Below are 22482 nucleotides of genomic sequence, written 5' to 3' on the forward strand. Positions count from 1 at the left end.
CTAAGAGATAAATCATGACTGTAGGGATTGAAAAATGTAATGTGCATAAATTTAGACATGGTCAGTTACAACCATTACAAGAAGATACTGTCGCAATCGAAAGACCAGTTGCACTAATTTATAACGGTGTTTCTCACGTGGTGATGATGGCAACCCCTAAAGATCTTAATTATTTCGCTATTGGTTTTTCGTTAACTGAAAATATTATCGAGTCGGTTAACGAAATTTATGGCATTGATATTATCGATGGTGAACAAGGCATTGAAGTGCATATTGAACTCTCTTCGCGACGTTTTATGCAATTAAAAGAAAAACGCCGAAATTTAACTGGTAGAACCGGCTGTGGTATTTGTGGTAGCCAACAGATTGAGCAAGTTTGTCAGTTTATTCCTCCGCTGGCATTAAGCGATAAAATTCAGCTATCTGATTTTCATCAATCACTTAATTATTTAACCCAAGTCCAGATGGTAGGCGAAAAAACTGGTTGTACGCATGCTGCCGTATGGTTAGATTTAAACGGTAATTTTCTTGCTGGATTTGAAGATGTGGGTAGGCATGTCGCTTTAGATAAATTATTAGGTTATCGCGCCGAGTTACAACAAAAACTTAATCAAAATATAAAAGGTATCATTCTGGTTTCAAGTCGAGCTAGCTATGAAATGGTGCAAAAAACGGCTCGTTGTGGAGTGGAAATTCTCTTTGCGGTTTCAGCTGCAACTTCAATGGCAATTGAGCAAGCTAAACAGAGCCAATTAACATTAATGGGATTTTTTAGAGGTACTCAAGGAGTTATTTATTCGAATAGTGAACGTATTGTCGAATAATAAGCGATTTTTCAATAAAATTAGTCAAAAAAACGACTGAAATAATTTGTTGATTATTTTAGTAAAAACAATGCATTATCTTATTTCATCTAAGATATCTCATCTCACGTCTTTCTTTATTGGTCGAAGATCATCATAATATACCCCCAAAATAAGAACAACTTTGTTTTTATTATATATTATGTGATCTTTTTCTAAATTATGATCAATTAAGCTTTTACTAAAATTTGAAAGGATAGCGTCATGCATCAAACAGCCGATATACAACAAGCCGTGAACTATATTCAACAACAAACCGACAAAAAACCGACAATCGGGATTATACTTGGATCTGGATTGGGCCCTTTTGCCGATACTCTTGAAGATGCAGTTCATATTCCTTATGACAATATTCCTCACTTTGCCAAATCAGCTGCGGTTGGCCATGCGAATGAATTAGTGATTGGTCAATCTGGTGATAAAACAGTCGTCGCGATGAAAGGCCGCTTCCATTATTATGAAGGTTTTTCATTAGACCAAGTTACCTTCCCGGTGCGAGTGATGAAAATGCTTGGTGTTGAAAAACTCATCATTACCAATGCCTGTGGTGCAGTAAACACCAGCTTTAAACCTGGTGATTTAATGATTATTACCGATCATATTAATTTAACCGCTAATAACCCATTAATGGGACCGAATAATCCAGAATTAGGTGTACGTTTTCTTGATGTAAGCGAAGTATACAATAAACAATTACGCGCAACTGTTAGCGAAGTGGCTAAAGAGCTGAACATCACTTTACAACAGGGTGTTTATGCTTGGTGGACTGGTCCAACTTATGAAACTCCAGCAGAAATTAGAATGATCCGAACCTTAGGTGCTGATGCGGTTGGCATGTCAACTGTTCCTGAAGCGATTATTGCTCATCATTCTGGCATTAAAACTATAGGTATCTCTTGTTTGACTAATATGGCTTGTGGCATTTTAGATCAACCATTAGGACATGAAGAAGTGATCGAAACAGCTGAGCGTGTTAAATCAACCTTTTTAAAATTGATTACTAAAACAATTGCCCGTTTTTAATTGGTAATTTTTTTAAATTTTATCTAAGCAGTTCCTTAATTTTGGATATAAATAATGAACATGAAACATAGATTACAAGTCATGATGTTTTTCCAATATTTTATATGGGGAAGCTGGCTGACGACGTTTGGTATTTATTTAATCAATACGTTGCATTTTTCGGGTGCAGAAGTCGGGTTAGTTTATAGCACAAAAGGTTTTGCGGCATTAGTCATGCCGTTTATTATTGGCATTATTGCGGATAAATTTATTCCACCGAAATATCTATTTATGCTCTGCCATGCTGTTTGTGCTATTGCACTGTTTTATGCAGCCTCCGCAACCACACCTAATCATTTATATTGGTTGATGCTTATCAATGCAATGGCATTTATGCCAACCATTGCTTTATCTAATTCAATAAGCTATCACTGTTTAGATAACAGTCATTTAGACTCTGTTAGCGTTTTTCCAAAAATTCGGGTAATTGGAACAGTCGGCTTTATTATCGCCATGTGGACGATCAGCTTACTTAAATTCGATATAAGCAATGCCCAACTCTATATTGCTTGTGGTGCATCGGTAATTTTGGTTATCTACAGTGCAACCTTACCTGACATTAAAATAAACCGCAATCAACAGCAATCATTGATCTCACGTTTAGGCTTAGATGCGCTTGTATTATTTAAAAAACCGGTAATGTCGATATTTTTTCTCTTTTCAATGTTACTTGGAGCCATATTACAAATCACTAACACCTTCGGTGGCGCATTTTTGAAAGATTTTGGTAAGATTCCCGAGTTTCAAGATAGCATCATCGTGCAACATCCAGCGATATTATTATCTGTCTCACAAATGGCTGAAGTTGCCTTCATTTTGACAATCCCATTTTTTCTCAAAAAATTTGGCATTAAAAAGGTCATAATGATAAGCTTAATAGCTTGGACACTGAGATTTGGCTTTTTTGCCTATGGTGATCCAACGCCATTTGGTTTTGTATTATTGATGTTATCAATGATTGTTTATGGTTGTGCTTTTGACTTCTTTAATATTTCAGGTTCTATTTTTATTGAAAAAGAAGTAAATGCGAATATTCGTGCCAGTGCCCAAGGGCTATTTATGACGATGGTTAATGGCGTTGGAGCAATTATTGGTTCATTTATTAGTGGTTTTGTAGTTGATTTCAATACCCATGAAGGCTTAAAAGATTGGCACTCAATTTGGTTAATTTTTGCGGCTTACGCGTTAATTTTAGGTTTGGTTTTTTATTTTACCTTTAATTATAAACAATCTACAAAGTAACAACTTATCAATATAACTAAGGGATAAATTATCCCTTAGTTATCCTCTGTTTTTTTGAGTATTACCATACCGTAAAAAATAGTGACATAAAGCCACAAGTTATTGGTTATGATTTTTTATGCGCCATTATTTGGTGAAAAATATAGTTTTAAACGTAATGAGATTTTAAGTATGAAAGAAAAATTTTTCGGTGGTTTATTAGTTTTTTTAGGCGCGTGCAGTTTTGGCGTGCTCTCCTCAATTGTAAAAACTGCTTATAAATCTGGTTATACCCTTGGTCAAGTAACTGGTGTTCAGTGTTTTTTAGGCATGATAATATTATGGGGGATCCATTTTCTGGTAAAAACGCTTAATAAAAGCAAGGTAACTATGGCAAATAAAACACCATTAACTAAAAAATGGCAGGTATGTGCCGTGGGAATATTTCCTGGGTTAGTCGGCATTTGCTATTATCAATGCGTGCAGTTAGTGCCAGCATCAATCGCCATTATTTTGCTTATGCAATATCTATGGATTAGTGTGATTATTGATTTCGTTATTTTTAAAAATAAACCAACGCCGATACAATTAGTCACGGTAGTGACGATTATTGTCGGAAGCTCTTTAGCTGCAGGCATTTTTAATCAAGCTATTGAATTGAACTTAACAGGTTGTTTCTTTGGTTTTTTAGCGGCATTAATGTATTCACTTTTTATTACCACCAGTAGCAATATTGGTAATGAATTACCAAAATTAGAAAAGAGTGCCTTGATGATAACCGGTGCCTGTATTGTAACTTTTGTTATTTTTCCGCCACTGTTCTTCTTCGAACTTAGTATTGACGATAAAATCTATCAACTAGGTTTTTTATTAGCCTTATTGGGCACGGTTTTACCACCTTTTTTATTTTCCGTCGGTATGCCTAAAATTGGTATCTCACTAAGTGCAATTTTATCGGCTGCAGAACTGCCTGTTGCGGTAACCTGCTCTTATTTCTATTTAAGAGAATCAGTCTACATAAATCAATGGATTGGTGTCGTCATTATTTTGTTTGCCATTGCCTTACCGAATCTAAAACATTTAAAAAAATAATCTTCAATAAATTAAGTGTGGTGAACCACACTTAATTAGTTAAATTTTATTAGCAAACTTATTGTACATAACTTTTTAACCACTGAATAAAAATATCCGCTTTAGGGTTATATTTTTCTAGTGATTTACAAATATAATAACGCTGAGTGCATGGAGCTTCTAAATCAGCAAAAGGGGCGACCAGTTGCCCAGAATCCAAATATTTAGCGATAATCTGTTTTCTCCCTATAGCAATGCCGGCGTTATTGATTGCCGCAGTAACCGAATGATCAGAGCGGTCAAATAACATATTTTGTATTTTGTTAAAATCAATAGATAGAGAAAAATGGTTAGCCCATGACTGCCATTCATCAAAACCAAAATCTAAAAGTTTATTGTGGTTATGGTGTAATAAGACACAGTTTTTTAAATTTTCCGGGTTGTTATAAAGATTATACTGGTGAGCATAACTTGGTGTACAAACCGGTAAAATTGTTTCACTAATTAAATGTTCACACGCTAATTCATCATAATGTAATGAATCATAATAAATTGCTAAATCAATAGGATATTGACTAAAATTGATTGCTTTATTCCCCGATATAATATTTAAAGTGATATAGGGATAATAATCAGTAAATTGCGATAATTTTGGAATCAAAAACTCTTGAATAAAAGATGGGCATGAATAAATAGTAAGTCCACCTGCAACATCTTTATTTTTAATATCCAAAATTTCTTGATTCAAAATATTAAGTGATTTTTTAACCACTGTGAATAAATTCTTGCCATCATGGGTCAAAGTAATTCGTCGATGAAAGCGTTCAAATAATTTAAAATTAAGCTCTTCTTCAAGTTTATTGATTTGATGACTTACCGCACTAGGACTAATGCAGAGCTCTTCTGCAGCTAATGCAAAGGATAGATGACGAGCAGCTGACTCAAAGGTATGCAACTTTGATAATTGGTAACGATTTATAAAATGATTTTTATTTGGTAGAGTATCTTCACTGTTCATTTATTATTTCCTATAAACCATCTTATAAAATGGTAATTATATAATCTAATCTATTCCTATTGATAATGCCAATAGATATTTTGCCATTAACCTATCTAATAATTCACTAAAATGATGCATATAACTGTTTTGCAATAATCTAGCTCACCTAAAGTTAACAATAGATCATTTATCAAATAGTAGACAAAAATAATAAAAATCATTAGTATTTAACTATTCAAAATTTGCAATATTATTTGTAAAGTTAAGTTAAATAAGTTATATTCTTTTAAGTTTTGCATCTATAAAGTAATGCCTTTACCGTAGTTGATACATTTTGTTATTCGTTTTATTTAATAAAATAAAAAAAGATTGAGTAATGTTATCTAATGGTATTGAAATATCCACTAATCGTACCAATATATATAGATATTTTCTATTCTTTAGAATAATTAAGATTGCTTCATCAAAAGTTAATAGTTTTCTGAAAAATATTTTTAGTAGAGTAATAACAAAAGAGTTAAGTCCGATATAAGATAAATTAGTAGTAGAGTTTATCCCTTTTATTATCAACATTTTCAAGAAGATTTGATACTTCTTAAATGGACTTACATTAACCAATGATTGGATTGAGGTGTCAATATATCCCTAATCTTAATCAAGATTCTATGACAAATATTTTATCAAAAGAAAAGCTTAACAGCGTGATAAATGTTTAGTTGCAAGAAGTCTAACTTACCTTTATCCAATAAAAAGTAGTTTATTTATTCGGTTACTTTCTGAATGGTAAACTTAAATTATATTTAAAATATTTAATCATTTTATATAACTAATATTTTAACAACATTATGGGGGGCACTTAAAAGATAGTCGGTTTAATGCATGCTATTAATTAGCCTGTTAGTCTTATTGTAATGGTAACAAAATGGTTTTCGATAAAAACCATTAGTTTTAATCGTCAGTCGTAAATAGCAAAATATTAAAAATCTTAATTGATTTTTATGGGTAAACATTAGGTTATACAGACATACCTTGACAATATAAATCGCCGTTTATGTTTATTGTCAAATTTATTATTCTATTTTATCCTGAATTAAAAGGAAGTTACAGAATGAAGACATATAAAAAGCCATTATTTACCTTAGTGCACAGTAATGATGCAATTCCTGAACACAATACCTTAGCTTATCTAGATTCAACTTTAAATGATTATACTGATCATATTGATGAGATTATTGGGTTACGTATCAAGGGATTAAAACTTCACCATTCTGAATATAGGGAACATCATAATGATAACTATACCAATAATAAATCAGGTTTTTCATTTGTTTTTCCAGAGATATATGAGTCAGAGCATCATAAGAAACAGATTTGTATGTTAAAAGAGGAACTGTTAATCGCTAAAGAATCACATCGAGTGATGGAGTTACTTAATGTCCGTTTAAAGGAATTTGCCAAGTTTTATCCTGAAATACAGTTTAATTTGAACAATGTACAATTATTACCAACGAAATTTAAAGAGTACCTTTTTGCTCCACCTTTAGTCCTGACCCAAGATAATGCAATTATGCTATGGGATGACTAGAAAAAAACTTAACAATAATTAATAAGTCAAAAATCTACAGTACTCACCTACTGTAGATTTTTTTATGCATAATTTTTAACAATGATATGTCTAAATTAACAGTTCTTACTTAATTATTGAAAGCACTTTCACCATGGCTGTTAATATCAAGACCTTCACGTTCATACTCTTCAGATACTCGCAATCCAACACTTAGATCGGCAATTTTATACGCAATATAAGCAATAATTGCCGTCCAAACTACACAAGTAATGACACTCATTAACTGTATACCTACTTGACTCACCATTGTGATACCATCGGCATAGCCGGTTCCACCTAATGACTCAGATGCAAATACTCCAGTTAATAAACAACCTACAATACCACACACACCATGAACACCAAATACATCACAGGTATCATCGACTTTTAAAATTCTTTTTAAAGATGAAACTCCCCAAACACCGGCAAATCCACAAATAAGACCAATTAACATCGCACCGCCGACGCCAACAAAACCTGCTGCCGGTGTTATACCAACTAAGCCAGCAATCACGCCTGAAGCTGCGCCTAAACATGATGGTTTACCACGTAATAACCATTCAGCTATAGTCCAAGAGAGTACCGCTGCTGCTGTTGCTGCCACTGTATTAATAAATGCGAGGCCAGCAATTTCGTCCGCGTGGGTTGAAGATCCGGCATTGAAGCCAAACCAACCAATGTATAATATTGCTGCACCCAGATAAACATACGGTAAGTTGAATGGTTTTAACGGCTCACGGTTATAACCAATACGGCTTTTAAGCAAGTAAGCACCTAATAGACCTGCAACAGCAGCATTAATATGCACCACAGTACCACCGGCAAAATCCAATGCGCCTTCATCACCAAGAATTCCGCCCCCCCAGACCATATGCGCCATCGGAATATAGGAAAAAGTAAACCATAACACCATAAAGATCAGGACTGCTGAAAAACGAATTCTTTCGGCAAAAGCCCCTAAAATCAAACAACATGTGATACAAGCAAATGAACCTTGAAAGGCAATCCAAATCATTTCATAAATCGACCCTGAAATATCAGTAATACCAACATTAACTAACAAAAATTGCTCAAAATTACCGAAAAACCAATTACCCTCACCAAATGCTAATGAATAGCCATAAACAATCCATAATACGGCTATTAATGAAAAAGTCACTAATACTTGTGATAACATGGAGAGTACATTTTTAGATCTTAATAAGCCACCATAAAAAAAGGCGATACCCGGCACAGACATAAATAGTACTAATGCGGTACAAATCATCATAAAACCGTTATCGGCTTTATCAACAATTGCTACTTCTTCGGCAAAGACCGGACAGGTTAAAAGCAAGCCTAAAGAGAAAATAATTTTTTTCAACATAATGATATCCTTATTGATAGTTATAGTGCTGACTCATCAGTCTCGCCGGTACGAATTCGCACGACATGTTCTAACGACGTAACAAATATTTTGCCATCGCCTATTTTTCCGGTATAAGCGGCTTTAGTAATAGTACTAATTACTTCATCAAGTAATTCATCACTGATCGCTAGCTCTATTTTTACTTTTGGCAAAAAATTAACATTGTATTCTGCACCTCGATACAATTCAGCATGACCTTTTTGCCGACCAAAACCTTTAACTTCAGTAACAGTTAACCCCGTAACACCTATATTGGATAATGACTCTCTGACCTCTTCTAATTTAAAAGGTTTGATAACTACAGTGACAAATTTCATCCATTACTCCTCATAACTATTAATGTTATTCGAGATAATGCAAAGGCCGTGCCAAAATTAATAATTGTTTGAATTAGATTGAAATACCTAAAAATATTAGGGTTTATTGATCGTTACTTTTTTAAAAAAAGTTGAGAAACGGAGCTTTAGGAGGAAAAAAATAACCTTATCATCGCACCAATATGGTGCTTGTGCTTATTTTTGGTGCTATTGGTAATGTTAAAAATCAGAATGTTACCATTAATTTGCGATATTCATCATAAGCAAAGTGGTCGGTCATGCCACTAATGTAATCCTGAATCAAACGACAACGATAATAAAATTCCCAACAATTAAATTGTTGATCATTTAACTGCTCAAGTGCTTGTTGATAAGCCACACAATGTTTTGCCGATAATTTATGGTAGAGTCGAGTTTCAATAGGATATTTTTTATGATTACCGGTTTTGACTAATTTTATGAAGTCGTCAGTAGGCATATTTAAAAGTGGGCTATAAATATCCAGTAATCCTGTAATAATTCGGTAGCCTTGAAGTTCTACATTTTCAACAGTCTCATGGTTAAAAATATGTTCAAATCCTACTGTTTTGAAGATGTTAAGTAATTTATATTCCGCATCATGATCTTCAAGTAGCGCGTGATTAAAAGAGCCATGGTAGATTGCTTCGATATTTTCAATAAATCGTTCTGCAGCATGAGGTACCAGATGACTTATAGTATTTACCCGCAAATACATAAAGAACTGGTCGATACCTATTGCTTCAAATTCATTTTTTTTCAAATTATCATAAGGTCGATTGACAACTTCATCAAAGAGATCACCTTTCTTAACTGGTCCCCATGCTTCTTTTAGATAATGATAAAGTTGTTGTACCGTTAAAATTTTCTTTTCAACTGCATCTTCAAGATCGGCAATGCAATAAGAAATATCATCGGCCGCTTCCATAATATAAGTAAGTGGATAGCGGTGGAAAGGTTGAATATCTAGTTGCTCTGACATCGTTTTAACAAAAGATTCCTCGGATAGATAATATCCAGGCTTCTTCATTAAATAATTAAATTCATCAGGTATAGGATCCGACCAATAAGCTGGTTTAGAATATTTAAAAATTGACGCAATCTGCGAGTAGGTTAAATTGAGCCGTAAGATTGTATGCACTAATCGAATCGCTTGTGCATTACCTTCAAAATTAGCCAGATCTTGGCGTATTTTTAATTTTAAAGATTTAGTCGAATCATCATCAGCATCATTAATATTTAGCACTGGGTAAATTGATGTGGTGTCAATGCCTAAACGCTGAGCAAACCAATGATTGATTGCCGCCTCACCAAAATGGCCAAATGGTGGATTACCAATATCATGCATTAAGCAAGCCATTTCGACAAGGCTTTCAATGGACATGACGGAATTTTCCAAGCCAAATGTTTTTAATTTTCCTGATTTATTCAGTCGATTGACAATCTCTTTTACAATATAACGACCAACTTGTTGTACTTCCATTGAATGAGTAAGTCGGGTTCGAACCACAGAATTACGTTCTAAAGGAAATACCTGAGTTTTTTGCTGTAAGCGCCTGATAGCGGCAGAATTAAGAATGCGTCCACGGTCGCTTTCAAAAAAACGTAAAATAGAATATTCATCAGATGCTTCACGTTGTTTACTGGCGTAGCGTTGATAATTAATTTTTTTACTAAAATCGATCATATCGCAATCTCTTGATTTAATCAGCTATAACTTCTGTATTGCCCACGTTATTGGTTGACTATATTCAGTCGGTAATAAAGCAGATAATTGACTTAATGCTTCAATCAATTCTGGACGATGTTGATGACTTAAATTGATATGTCCCACTTTACGCCCGACTCTAACTTCTTTTTCATACCAGTGTAGATGCGCTAAATTAACTGATAGCCAATTGAGATTAAAATCTGTGCCAATTAAATTTACCATTACCGCAGGACAAAAGACATCTGGTTTAGGTAGCGGTAAACCTAAGATAGCGCGTAAATGCAATTCAAATTGGCTGATAGAGGCACCATTTTGTGTCCAATGTCCACTATTATGTACTCTTGGTGCTAATTCATTAATAAGTAAGTTATCACCAACAACAAAACATTCCATCGCCATAACGCCTACATAATTAAGCTTATGCATTATGCTTGAAAGCATCTGCTCAGCCTTTGTCTGTAAGCTATTATTTTCATATGGAATGGCAACACTCATTTTTAATATGCCATCTTGGTGCAAATTATTGGTCAAAGGATAAAACACTGTCTCACCATTAGCATTTCTTGCGCCAACCAGTGATAGCTCTTTTTCAAAAGGAATAGCTTGTTCAACAATAGTATTTTGACAAGCCTCATCTGGAATCTGATCATCAACAGTTAGGCGCCATTGACCTCGTCCATCATAACCACCGATTCGACGTTTAACGATCAACAGATCACCTAACTTTTCAAAAAAACTTGACCACTCATGCTCATCATTAACTGGATACCATTTAGCCGTAGGCAAATTAAGTTGATCAAGTAGCTGTTTTTGGCTTAAACGATCGGCAATGATCGGAAATACATCTCGATTAACAAAATGCGGATGGCTAGCTAATATTTGGGTGAAAGGTGTTTGCGGCCAACGTTCTATTTCGGCTGTTATAACTGAATTTTGGTAAGGAATGGTTGCTGGGTCAACATCCAAACCAACCGGATAGACATGAATACCTAAAGGCTCACCGGCCTGTCTTAACATACGCCCTAACTGGCCATTTCCTAAAACACAAACTGTTTGAATTGTCATATTAGATGTCGACTCTTGGATCAGGATTATTTAAAACTTCATCGGTTTGACTTAATCGCCAATTTGATAAACGTTGATAGATATCTTGATTATGCAATGCCAGAATTTGTGCGGCTAATAACGCGGCATTTGCCGCTCCAGCTTTACCTATGGCTAAGGTACCTACAGGAATACCTTTTGGCATTTGCACGATGGAATAAAGACTATCCACACCACTGAGTGCGGCACTTTGTACTGGAATACCCAATACTGGAATTAACGTTTTCGCGGCTAACATCCCGGGTAAATGCGCAGCCCCCCCTGCTCCAGCGATAATCACATCAAAACCTCGTGATTTGGCAGTTTGCGCAAATTCAAATAGTTTATCTGGTGTTCGATGTGCGGAAACAATTTCGACGTGATAAGCGATGGTTAAGGTATCTAAGATATCGGCTGCGTGCTGCATAGTGGCCCAATCACTTTTTGATCCCATCACAATGGCAATTTTAGGTTGAGTTTGCATAGACAATTTAAGCGAGAGATAAAATATTAAGTGCCCAAAGTATACACTAAAATTAAATGATTGGGATAGCAAGAAGTAAGGTTAATTATCAATAAGTTAAATTGCTAGATTAAGCAAATAAAATCCGCCAAAATATGGCGGATTAGCGTGATACTATGGATTGACTGCAGCAATGATTTTTATTTCAACCAAATATTCTTGTTTCATTAATCCCGCATTAACGGTACAACGAACTGGGGCTTTTCCTTTGGCGACCCATTCGTCCCAAGCTCGGTTCATGGCGCTAAAATCGTTTTTATTTACTAAAAATAACGTAGCATCTAAAATGCGAGTTTTATCACTATTTGCCCTTGCTAAAATTTGATCTATCTCAGCTAAGGCACTTTTAGTCTGAAGATAAGCATCATCGCTCAAATCAGTAGGTACACTAGTGTAGTAAATTACATTGTTATGAATTACCGCTTCTGACCATCTTTCTGCCGGATCTATTCGAGTTATTGTCATTCTATTTTCCTTGAAAACTTCTTATTAAGATACTTTTATAAAATCTGAACGTAATTTTTTAATCTCATCACGTAATACCCCCGCTTTTTCAAACTCCAGATTTTGAGCAGCTTCATACATCATAGCTTCAAGCTCTTTGACTCTGGCTTGAACCTCTTTTATTGAAACATAATTATATTGACCACCTGGTTCAAACGCTTGAATTTTAGCTGTGGCTTTTTTAGTGCTTAAACCTGCATCTAAAATATCTTTGATCTCTTTACGCACTGATTTCGGCATAATACCATGTGCTTGGTTAAAATCTTCCTGTTTTTTACGACGCCTTGCTGTTTCATCAATAGTCAGCTGCATGGCTGGAGTAATTTTATCTGCATACAATATTGCTTTTCCATTAACGTTGCGGGCGGCACGGCCAACTGTTTGGATTAATGAACTTTCCGAGCGTAAAAAACCTTCACGGTCAGCATCTAAAATCGCGACTAATGATACTTCTGGAATATCTAATCCTTCTCGTAATAAGTTAATACCAACTAATACATCAATCTTACCTAAACGAAGATCACGGATAATTTCCATTCGTTCCACAGTGTTGATATCGGAATGCAAATATTTAACATTAACATTATGTTCAGATAAATAGTCAGTTAAATTTTCCGCCATACGTTTAGTTAATGTGGTGACTAAAACGCGTTCATCTTGATTTATGCGTAATTTAATCTCAGACAATAAATCATCGACTTGGGTTGCCACCGGCCTAACTTCAATGATTGGATCTAATAATCCTGTTGGCCTTACCACTTGCTCAATAATTTCACTACCTGATTTTTCTATTTCATATTTAGCTGGGGTTGCTGAAACATAAATCGTTTGTGGCATAATATTTTCGAATTCAGCAAATTTTAATGGCCGATTATCCAAGGCTGAAGGTAACCGAAAACCATACTCGACAAGATTCAATTTTCGCGATCTATCGCCATTATACATTGCTCCCAATTGAGGGATCGCCACATGAGATTCATCAATAAACAATAAACCATCAGCGGGTAAATAATCAAATAATGTTGCAGGTGGATCACCGGCCTTGCGCTGTGCTAAATAACGAGAGTAGTTCTCAATACCTGAACAGTAGCCGAGTTCAGTCATCATCTCTATATCAAATAGGGTTCGTTGCGTTAATCGTTGCTCTTCTAAAAGACGGTTATTATCCAATAAGGCTCTTTGGCGCTCTTGGAGCTCTTGCTTAATTTCAACAATCGCATTATCCATGATATTTCTTGGGGTGACATAGTGTGTTTTTGGATAAATGGTTATCCGTGGCACATCATTAATCGCATTACCTGTTAATGGATCAAATATCACAATTCTTTCAACTTCATCATCAAAAAGCTCAACACGTACAGCATGCTCATCAGAATCAGCAGGAAAAATATCAATAACATCGCCTCGAACCCGAAAAGTACCACGATTAAAGCCAATCTCATTACGAGTATATTGTAATTCAGCTAAACGCTGTAAGATTGCTCGTTGATCAGTAATAGTCCCTCTTGCCAAATGTAATATCATTGACATGTAGGTTTCTGGTGCACCCAATCCATAAATAGCTGATACCGAGGCAACAATGACTACATCACGACGCTCTAATAACGATTTAGTTGCTGACAGTCGCATTTGCTCAATGTGTTCGTTAATCGATGCATCTTTCTCTATAAATGTGTCAGTTGAAGGCACATAAGATTCTGGCTGATAATAATCATAATACGAAACAAAATATTCTACCGCATTATCAGGAAAGAAGGCTTTCATCTCACCATACAATTGCGCGGCCAAAGTCTTATTTGGCGCTAAAATAATAGTTGGGCGATTATGCTTAGCAATAACATTAGCCATGGTAAACGTTTTACCGGAACCTGTCACGCCTAATAGTGTTTGATGTGCAATTCCATCATCAAGATTTTGATTAATACGTTCAATCGCTGCAGGTTGATCTCCTGCTGGTTTAAAATCAGAACATAATTTAAATTTTCTCATTACATCGCAACCTAAAATTTTACCTATTAATAAAAATTATCCCCAAAAACACTTGACCTTCAAAAATGTTATATTTTTTGTTCAGTTAAGTTAAAAGCATGTAAAGATATGTAAATAAAAGAACCTTGATTTATGATAACATATTGATAAATATATATAATTACATTCATGCTTAACTTGTAATCAAATTAAATAAAAACCTGATAGGCATTGAAGTTAGCTCACTTTTCAATTAACTATTCACAGACTTATCCACAGGCAACGGGGATAACTTGCTAAGTATAATCAATATAAACTTTTTTGAAGTTTTAGGCTAATAAATAGCCGCTAGAAAAAAGTTTTTATATCGATTATTCCTATTTTTAAGTCATGTTTTAATAGTTTTTATCTAATACTTTAGTTAATACTCTCTATTTTGTATTGATAGCCAACAGTCTCATTAGGCACAAATGTTAATCGATGAGTGATGCATTTTGGCGCATCTTCTGCATGATGTGAAACAAACAACAATTGCGTATCACCTTTATCAATTAAATTATCTATCCAACTTTTGACCAATTCTCTGTTTAGCTGATCCAGTCCTTGTAACGGTTCATCTAAGATAAGTAAAGTTGGATGTTTAACTAACGCCCTAGCAATCAGTATTAATCGCTGTTGCCCCCACGATAACGAGTGAAAAGGTTTTTCGGCTAAATCGGTTAAATCTAGTAATTGCAACCACTGCTTAACTAATTTTGACTGCTTATCACTAATCGCTTGGTAGACGCCAATTGAATCAAAGTAACCTGATATCAATACATTTTCTACACTCAAGCTAACTCGATAATCAAGATGAAAACTACTACTGACGTAACCAATATGGCGTTTAATGTCCCATATTGTTTCACCAGAACCTCGTTTACGGCCAAACAGTGTCAAATCGTTACTATATCCCTGAGGATGATCACCCGTTATTAGACTCAATAATGTCGATTTTCCTGCCCCATTTGGCCCAACTATTTGCCAATTTTCATTTGCTTTTACTAACCAATTTAGTCCATTAATAATTGCTTTACCATCATATTGAACATAACCATTATTTAAAATAATGCGGTCCAACGTATCGGGTAGTTGAATGGGAGTTTCATCCGGTTCGGGTAAAGTAAAGTTTGATAATTGTTCTAAATTTGCCAGTTGCTTGATGGCTACGTCATCTAATATGGTGTCTTTAGGTCCAAATTTCAATAGTTGACAATTAGCCAGTAAACCAATATTTTTTACAAATGGTGGGATTTCATTAAAACGATTTAATACCATTATAATCGTAATAGTTTGTGCAGATAACTGGCTTAGTTTTTCAGCTAAATTAGCTCGAGATGCCACATCTAAACCATCAAAAGGTTCATCTAATATTAATAGATCTGGTTGACTCATCAAGGTACGGCAGATCAATGTCTTTCGAGTTTCGCCAGTAGAGAGATATTTAAAACGACGCTCTAAGAGATGTTCAATACCAAATTGCTGCGCTAAGTGTTTACAAAGTTCTGCGTCTTGATGCGTTTCTTGAATGATTTCAGCAGTCGTTAGCCCGGTATCATCTTCATTGTCGCTAAGCATATCGGTGTTATTACGTTTCCATTCATCGTCTATTATTTTTTGTAGATGTTCAAATGAAATATGGGCTATTGATTTAAATTGATTAATTACTTCCCCTGACAATAACGGTTGATCACCAGCTAATGCTTTAGCTAATACCGATTTACCCGCTCCATTTCGTCCAACAAAAGCCACAATATCACCATCATTAATGGTTAATGATTCAATAGTAAATATGCGGAAATCACTTATTTTAAATACTGCATTTTTAATTTGTAACATAAATAATACCTCAAACAGCTAGACTAATGTCGCAACTATGATGTGCTGGGGATGAATGGATATAGTCGTTTGTTGACCTTCAATTAGTTTTAGTTGATTAACCTCATTAGTTGCTTTACTTGCATAAAGCATTATTCCAGACGGTAATGAAAATGAAATTTCAGATAATTGACCATCAATGACTATTTTTTCCACTTTAACTATTAACTGATTCTCATTTAAGTTATTCAATTCTATTAATGGCGCTTTAATCAGTAACAGAACCGTTTTATCAATGTTCAGTTTTAAACGTTCAATACTTTGTTGCGTAATATACGCTTTTAATTCGGTTTGATTGTCATTTAATTTTACTTTAACCAAACCAGCAATATGAGTTGCTTCAATGCTTGAGACGCTACCATAGATTTGATTACGAGCACTAGTCTGTAAGGATAATTTAGCGGTTATTTTTAAAATATCATCAAGCGGTATATTGTCATCATTTAGAATATTAAAGGCTTTATATTGTAATTGGGTTAATAGGTCATAAAGCTGAATGAACCTTACCGCATAAGCACTGAGTTTGGTACCTCCGCCATTTTTACCCCCGGTTGCGGTAATTAAAAAAGGTTTAGGTGCTAACTGGTTGATTTCATTTATCGCATCCCAAGCTGTTTTATAACTAATCCCTATTTGCTTTGCCGCTTGACTAAGTGAACCACTCTGTTCTATTGCTCTTAATAAGTCAATTCGTTTTGGATCAGTAAATAATTGCTGATTGATATTCAAAGTTAATAATATGTCAGGTGACAGCATTACGTTATGCCTTAATTAATTAAAAAAGCTACTTTTAGTAGCAAAGTCATTCTATTGTAGACGCTTTTCTCTTTTCCTTCAAAAAATGTACTCAGCAAAATTGATTAAAAGTAGTGGAATCTGCAAAGTTTAATTGTACTTTATAAATAAATTTTGATAGCATCGCTATATATTAAATTACATAACGATTGTGAGGAGTAAAATGAAAAAAATCATTGGAGTATTATTATCTTTAGCCACTTTATTTGCTAGTTTATCAACATCTGCTAGCCAAAAAATTACAGTATTTGCAGCTGCATCACTGACTAATGCAATGCAAGAGATTGCAACTTCCTACCAAACAGAACATCAAGATTGTGAAATTGTTTTCTCATTTGCTTCATCTTCTGTATTAGCCAAACAGATTGAACAAGGTGCACCTGCTGATATTTTTATGTCAGCGGATCAAAAGTGGATGGATTACCTTATTGAACACAAAGTTGCAACAGATAAACAAAATTTGTTAAAAAACGGTTTGGTATTAATTGCCCCTAAACAATCTAAATTAGAAAACGTGGAAATCAATGCCAATACCAATTGGCAAACGATTTTACCTAAAGGAGAAAGATTAGCGGTTGGTGATCCTGACCATGTTCCAGCAGGTCTCTATGCTAAAGAGTCTTTAACCAATTTAGGGGTATTTGATAAATTATTACCGCAAATGGCACCAGCAAGCAATGTTCGTGATGCATTAATGTTAGTTGAACGCAATGAAGCAGCCTTAGGTATTGTGTACAGCACTGATGCGAAAGTAAGTGACAAAGTGAAAATAATTGGTAGCTTCCCAGCTGATACATTTAAATCTATTGAATATCCAATTACATTACTCAAAGCTGATGCAAAAGAATTTTACCAATATTTAAATTCAGAAAAAGCCAAAACTATTTTTCAAAAATATGGATTCATAACTGACTAGTATTTAAATAAGATGATATTAACTGAGTTTGAATGGCAAACATTGCTGCTAAGCTTAAAAATAGCCGGTGCAGCAATTATCTTCAGTCTTCCAGTAGGAATTTTGACCGCTTGGATTTTAGCGAGATGTCAATTTATTGGCAAATCACTCTTTGATAGTATTGTTCATCTCCCTTTAGTATTGCCTCCTGTGGTTTTAGGTTATCTATTACTTTTAACCATGGGACGCCATGGTTTTATTGGTGAATGGTTAGATAAGTGCTTTCATTTAAGTTTTAGCTTCAATTGGCAAGGTGCCGCGTTAGCTTCTGCGGTGGTTGCCTTCCCCCTTATGGTGCGATCGATCCGATTAGCGATTGAGTCCATTGATTGCCGATTAGAAAACGTAGCTCGAACCCTTGGGGCTAAGCCATTTCGGGTCTTTATGACAATCACTTTACCGTTAGCTTTTCCGGGGATTTTAATGGGAATCGTACTCGGTTTTGCTCGTTGCTTAGGTGAATTTGGCGCTACAATTACCTTTGTATCAAATATTCAAGGTGAAACACGTACCCTACCGTTAGCGATGTATACCCTATTACAGATCCCAAACGGTGAGTCAGCGGCATTACGGCTTTGTATTGTTTCCATTATTTTATCGTTAGTCGCCTTGTTCCTTTCGGAAATGTTAAATCGCTGGCATAAAAAGAAATTAACTGGATTGAAATAATGTTGAATATTAATGTAAGCAAAGAACTTGCTTCGTTTGTTTTTGAATTTAAGCATGAAATTAATTGCCAAGGTGTAACGGCTATTCTTGGGGTTTCTGGTTCAGGAAAATCAACTCTCATTAATCTTATTAATGGTTTGATTAAACCTGATATTGGTTATATTAATCTAAATCAAAAAACATTAGTAAATACCGAAAAACATCTTTGTATTGCACCAGAAAAAAGACAAATTGGTACCGTTTTTCAAGATGCACTCCTCTTCCCACATTATAGAGTGATTAAAAACTTAACTTATGGGGCAAAATCGCTAAATTCTGAAAGATTTGATGAGATTGTAACAGTGCTTAATATCGGATCCCTCCTTAATCGTTATCCCGTTATGCTATCAGGTGGTGAAAAACAGCGTGTTGCCATTGGTCGAGCTTTATTAACTAATCCCCAATTATTACTGATGGATGAACCTTTATCAGCTTTAGATATGCCTCGTAAAAAGGAGTTGTTATATTATATTGATAAGCTTGTGAGTGATTTGAATATACCCATTATCTATGTCACTCATAATATTAATGAGGTAAAACGTATCGCACAGCATGTAGCCGTATTGGAGCAGGGAAAATTAATCGACTATGGCTCGACCGAGCAAATATTACAAAGTAATTACTTAAAAGAGTGGTTATAGAGCTTTAATGTAGCACTATTCTCTTCTTGTTTTATATAGCTAACCCCATCATGCCAAGCACCAAGTACCAATCTGGTTACTGATTCACCATTAATGATAAGATGATGGGTAGCCGGTTTATGGGTATGCCCATGAACCATAATATTGGCATTATGCTTAATCATCATATCAATCACCGCTTGTTGGTTTACATCCATGATAGTTTCAGATTTTATTTGATTATGCTGACTACTCTCTTGTCGTAATTTGCTAGCGATTTTTAAGCGAATAAACAGTGGCATTAATAAAAATAACTTTTGTAACCACTTTTTATGCATGATTTTTCGAAATTTTTGATATTGAGGATCATCAATACAAAGCAGATCACCATGTAAAAAAACAATGTTTTTATCCTGATTTGCTAAACAATTTATATCCCCTAATAGCGTCATATCACACCGCTTAGCGTACTGCTTGCCAATCAGAAAATCACGATTACCGTGAACAAAAAACTTTTTAATTTGCCTTGAGGATAACGCATTTAAAGCGTCTGAAATTTGATTGTGTAGTGTTGAACGAACATCATCCCCTACCCAATAATCAAACAAATCGCCTAGAATATAGAGTTCACATTGATTAGGTAGTTGTTCAAGGAAAGATAAAAAGCCTGCTGTAATATCAAAGTGATGTGCAGCAGGCTCATTTTCACCGAGATGAATATCGGCGATAAAAAAGCGAACAGGATTATTCAACCGTCACACTCTTAACAATAACATCTTCGACTGGCACATCAGAATGCATCCCGTTACGTCCAGTTTTGACCGCTTTGATCTTATCAACCACATCCATACCATCTACCACTTCTGCAAACACACAGTAACCAAAGCCATTGATATCAGAAGAACGATAATTTAAATAATCGTTATCCACAACATTGATAAAAAATTGAGCAGTCGCAGAATGTGGATCGGTTGTACGCGCCATAGCTAAAGTACCACGACTATTTTTTAAACCATTAGCAGCCTCATTTTTAATTGGAGCTTTAGTTTTTTTCTGGTTCATACCAGGCTCAAATCCACCACCTTGGATCATAAAATTATCGATCACTCGGTGAAAAATGGTATTGTCATAAAAACCTTCTTGGCAATATTCAATAAAGTTTTTGACGGTTTCTGGAGCTTTGTCATCAAAAGTATTGATCTTAATATCACCTAAAGAAGTATGAAATATAATCATAAAATGTTCCTTATTATCATTTTATTAATACATAAAATTTTTAGAAAAATAAGCCATTTTAATAATGGCTTACTCACTAAATCTTTCACATGCTTCTAATGTATTGCTCATTAACATTGCAACGGTCATTGGGCCTACACCACCGGGAACAGGGGTGATCCAGCCTGCATATTGGCTAGCAACGTCGAATTCAACATCACCAACGAGTTTGCCATCAGGTAAACGGTTTATACCAACATCAATCACGATGGCACCGGGTTTTATCCATTCCCCTTTAACGTAATTAGGAATTCCAACACCAGCAACAACAATATCAGCATTACGAACATGTTTTTCTAAATCAACAGTTCGGCTATGAGTTATTGTCGTAGTACAGCCTAATAGCAGTAATTCTAATGCCATTGGTCGACCAACAATACTCGATGCACCAACAACAGTGGCATTCAAGCCGGATAAATTAATACCTGTTGATTCTAACATTTTAACCACACCATAAGGTGTACATGGGCGTAAAATTGGATCGCGTTGTAATAAGTGGCCAATGTTATAAGGATGAAAGCCATCAACATCTTTACGCGGATCGATACGCTCTAGTACTTTTGTCTTATCAATGTTATCCGGTAGAGGAAGCTGAACTAAGATACCATGTACGTCAGCACGTTGATTCAATTCATCAATTAACGCTAATAGTTCCTCTGTAGTTGAGGAAGGATAATCATAAGCAAAAGAAGCAAATCCCACATCATCACAAGCTTTCTGCTTATTTTTAACATAAATTTTAGAAGCCGGATCAGAGCCGACTTGTATAACAGCTAATCCCGGTAGTGATAAACCTTGTTCAGTACGAGATACTACCTTTTTGGTAATTTCGTTACGTATTTGTTGTGCTAACGCTTTACCATCAATTATTTTTGCAATCATAAGCGATTACTTCTTTTACCTATTCATTGTGAATGAGGTATTCTCGCAAAAGTTTTTATTGTTGTCTATTCACTTGTCGGCTGATTGGTGAAGTTCTGTCAAAATCTGTTGATATTGTTGATCTACATTAGTAATTACCGAACAGATATGCGCATCAAATGCCTTAAGTTTTGGTTTTTGAATTTTCCATTCATTTTTTGAAATATCTTTGATAGCACCTAAGTTTTTAAAAAAGTTAAATTCTACAATACTCCCTCCGACTACGTTATAAAAAATGCGTTCCCCAATATCCTCCCCATCTTTTTTTAAATTATTAAAGTTTTGATAGTAAAACGTTGTTGTGCCATTTTCAGTAATAATTGAACGATGCAATAATTTAACTAATCGTTTATAAAGTTTATTTAATTCACTATGTAGTTCACGATCATCACTCAATTTTCTGGTTATAGCTTGGTCAAAAGCAACTTTCACGTCCAACAATAAATTTAATGATTGCTGTTCTAGCTGTGGTAATTTTAAACGCAGACTTTTTTGAAATTCATTAAGTTTTTTACGTAACGACTTATTCACTGATACTGTTTTTGCATTTAATACCACTTGTCCATCACTCATGATGGATAGATCATTTGATTTATTAACGATATGGATGTTGTTTTTATTTATCACAATATCATAACTTGGTTTGACCGGACACTCTTTTTTAGCGGCAAACGCCGTTATTGATAATGTTAATGAAAAAAGAAATAGTATTTTTTTTAGCATGCTGACATCCATTTAATGGTTGAAATTAAAATTATAGCGAGTAATATCAAATTAGCACTAAATTTAAAACTTAAAAAACCCCCATTCTTCAACTTTTTGGGAAAAAAATTGATAAAATATTCGATTAATTATTCAAATGATTAAAACGCATACCTAACTCGCTATGCAAGTAGAGTATCAATAGATATAATCTATTATATTAACTAGGTT

22 protein-coding genes are annotated in these 22482 nt (G+C 34.7%); 8 read left to right on the forward strand and 14 right to left on the reverse strand.

The genetic code is table 11. The features are described from left to right. Nucleotides 1-14 precede the first annotated feature (14 nt). The 4 genes from fdhD to AC5LXV_RS12815 all read left to right on the forward strand — a co-directional run bounded on the left by fdhD (nucleotide 15) and on the right by AC5LXV_RS12815 (nucleotide 4238). The gene (fdhD, locus tag AC5LXV_RS12800; protein ID WP_493466673.1) at nucleotides 15-824 is read left to right on the forward strand and encodes a formate dehydrogenase accessory sulfurtransferase FdhD; all 810 of its coding nucleotides are present in this window, start codon (nucleotides 15-17) and stop codon (nucleotides 822-824) included. A 243-nt stretch (nucleotides 825-1067) separates the two neighbouring features. After that, a complete protein-coding gene (locus AC5LXV_RS12805; protein ID WP_493466674.1) occupies nucleotides 1068-1886 on the forward strand; it encodes a purine-nucleoside phosphorylase in 819 nt (272 codons plus the stop codon). 54 nt (nucleotides 1887-1940) lie between these two features. Then, nucleotides 1941-3167, forward strand: coding sequence for a nucleoside permease (locus tag AC5LXV_RS12810; RefSeq protein WP_493466675.1), 1227 nt, complete (start codon nucleotides 1941-1943; stop codon nucleotides 3165-3167). A 171-nt stretch (nucleotides 3168-3338) separates the two neighbouring features. Continuing rightward, nucleotides 3339-4238, forward strand: a complete 900-nt coding sequence (locus AC5LXV_RS12815; RefSeq protein ID WP_110433530.1) for an EamA family transporter — start codon at nucleotides 3339-3341, stop codon at nucleotides 4236-4238. 58 nt (nucleotides 4239-4296) lie between these two features. Here the strand turns inward: AC5LXV_RS12815 and dsdC are convergent, their stop codons facing one another. Then, nucleotides 4297-5235, reverse strand: coding sequence for a DNA-binding transcriptional regulator DsdC (gene dsdC, locus AC5LXV_RS12820; RefSeq protein ID WP_493466676.1), 939 nt, complete (start codon nucleotides 5233-5235; stop codon nucleotides 4297-4299). A 1090-nt stretch (nucleotides 5236-6325) separates the two neighbouring features. On the opposite strand from dsdC, the gene AC5LXV_RS12825 reads away from it, so the two are divergent. Continuing rightward, a complete protein-coding gene (locus AC5LXV_RS12825) occupies nucleotides 6326-6802 on the forward strand; it encodes a hypothetical protein (protein ID WP_493451268.1) in 477 nt (158 codons plus the stop codon). A gap of 109 nt (nucleotides 6803-6911) precedes the next feature. Here the strand turns inward: AC5LXV_RS12825 and amtB are convergent, their stop codons facing one another. From amtB to AC5LXV_RS12870, 9 genes are all read right to left on the reverse strand, one after another. Next, nucleotides 6912-8192, reverse strand: coding sequence for an ammonium transporter AmtB (gene amtB, locus AC5LXV_RS12830; RefSeq protein ID WP_493466677.1), 1281 nt, complete (start codon nucleotides 8190-8192; stop codon nucleotides 6912-6914). 20 nt (nucleotides 8193-8212) lie between these two features. Beyond that, a complete protein-coding gene (gene glnK, locus AC5LXV_RS12835) occupies nucleotides 8213-8551 on the reverse strand; it encodes a P-II family nitrogen regulator (protein WP_034882964.1) in 339 nt (112 codons plus the stop codon). Nucleotides 8552-8777: 226 nt separating this feature from the next. Further along, nucleotides 8778-10256 carry a dGTPase gene (dgt, locus tag AC5LXV_RS12840; protein WP_110433045.1) on the reverse strand — a complete coding sequence of 493 codons (1479 nt, stop codon included), beginning with the start codon at nucleotides 10254-10256 and terminating at the stop codon, nucleotides 8778-8780. Nucleotides 10257-10280: 24 nt separating this feature from the next. After that, nucleotides 10281-11339 carry a 5-(carboxyamino)imidazole ribonucleotide synthase gene (gene purK, locus AC5LXV_RS12845; protein WP_493468002.1) on the reverse strand — a complete coding sequence of 353 codons (1059 nt, stop codon included), beginning with the start codon at nucleotides 11337-11339 and terminating at the stop codon, nucleotides 10281-10283. A 7-nt stretch (nucleotides 11340-11346) separates the two neighbouring features. After that, nucleotides 11347-11847 (reverse strand): 5-(carboxyamino)imidazole ribonucleotide mutase, encoded by a 501-nt coding sequence (gene purE, locus AC5LXV_RS12850; protein WP_493466678.1) that lies wholly within the window; start codon nucleotides 11845-11847, stop codon nucleotides 11347-11349. A gap of 153 nt (nucleotides 11848-12000) precedes the next feature. Next, on the reverse strand, nucleotides 12001-12351 hold the full coding sequence (locus tag AC5LXV_RS12855; RefSeq protein WP_493466679.1) for a RidA family protein: 351 nt from the start codon (nucleotides 12349-12351) through the stop codon (nucleotides 12001-12003). A gap of 24 nt (nucleotides 12352-12375) precedes the next feature. Continuing rightward, the gene (uvrB, locus tag AC5LXV_RS12860) at nucleotides 12376-14379 is read right to left on the reverse strand and encodes an excinuclease ABC subunit UvrB (RefSeq protein WP_110433042.1); all 2004 of its coding nucleotides are present in this window, start codon (nucleotides 14377-14379) and stop codon (nucleotides 12376-12378) included. A gap of 396 nt (nucleotides 14380-14775) precedes the next feature. After that, on the reverse strand, nucleotides 14776-16236 hold the full coding sequence (gene modF / locus AC5LXV_RS12865; protein ID WP_493466680.1) for a molybdate ABC transporter ATP-binding protein ModF: 1461 nt from the start codon (nucleotides 16234-16236) through the stop codon (nucleotides 14776-14778). Between the two features lie 18 nt (nucleotides 16237-16254). Beyond that, nucleotides 16255-17031, reverse strand: coding sequence for a TOBE domain-containing protein (locus AC5LXV_RS12870; protein WP_493466681.1), 777 nt, complete (start codon nucleotides 17029-17031; stop codon nucleotides 16255-16257). A 202-nt stretch (nucleotides 17032-17233) separates the two neighbouring features. Between AC5LXV_RS12870 and modA the strand changes: the two genes are divergently transcribed. Genes modA through modC form a run of 3 tightly spaced genes read left to right on the forward strand, consistent with a single transcriptional unit; the run spans nucleotide 17234 to nucleotide 19374 of the window. Then, nucleotides 17234-17986, forward strand: coding sequence for a molybdate ABC transporter substrate-binding protein (gene modA, locus AC5LXV_RS12875; protein ID WP_110433039.1), 753 nt, complete (start codon nucleotides 17234-17236; stop codon nucleotides 17984-17986). 12 nt (nucleotides 17987-17998) lie between these two features. Next, a complete protein-coding gene (modB, locus tag AC5LXV_RS12880; protein WP_493466682.1) occupies nucleotides 17999-18694 on the forward strand; it encodes a molybdate ABC transporter permease subunit in 696 nt (231 codons plus the stop codon). Continuing rightward, on the forward strand, nucleotides 18694-19374 hold the full coding sequence (gene modC / locus AC5LXV_RS12885; RefSeq protein WP_493466683.1) for a molybdenum ABC transporter ATP-binding protein: 681 nt from the start codon (nucleotides 18694-18696) through the stop codon (nucleotides 19372-19374). Before modB ends, modC begins: the two co-directional genes overlap by 1 nt. Here modC and AC5LXV_RS12890 read toward each other — a convergent pair. The 4 genes from AC5LXV_RS12890 to AC5LXV_RS12905 all read right to left on the reverse strand — a co-directional run bounded on the left by AC5LXV_RS12890 (nucleotide 19353) and on the right by AC5LXV_RS12905 (nucleotide 22272). Beyond that, entirely contained in the window at nucleotides 19353-20105 is a 753-nt protein-coding gene (locus AC5LXV_RS12890; RefSeq protein ID WP_493466684.1) for a UDP-2,3-diacylglucosamine diphosphatase, read from the reverse strand. The genes modC and AC5LXV_RS12890 overlap by 22 nt on opposite strands. Then, on the reverse strand, nucleotides 20098-20589 hold the full coding sequence (gene ppiB / locus AC5LXV_RS12895) for a peptidylprolyl isomerase B (protein ID WP_034882953.1): 492 nt from the start codon (nucleotides 20587-20589) through the stop codon (nucleotides 20098-20100). Before ppiB ends, AC5LXV_RS12890 begins: the two co-directional genes overlap by 8 nt. Before the next feature lie 69 nt (nucleotides 20590-20658). After that, complete coding sequence (gene folD, locus AC5LXV_RS12900; protein WP_493466685.1) at nucleotides 20659-21510, reverse strand: bifunctional methylenetetrahydrofolate dehydrogenase/methenyltetrahydrofolate cyclohydrolase FolD; 852 nt, start codon at nucleotides 21508-21510, stop codon at nucleotides 20659-20661. Nucleotides 21511-21579: 69 nt separating this feature from the next. Then, entirely contained in the window at nucleotides 21580-22272 is a 693-nt protein-coding gene (locus AC5LXV_RS12905) for a DUF2884 family protein (protein WP_493466686.1), read from the reverse strand. Nucleotides 22273-22482 lie beyond the last annotated feature (210 nt).

It is taken from the genome of Gilliamella sp. LMG 34359, from assembly GCF_984569085.1.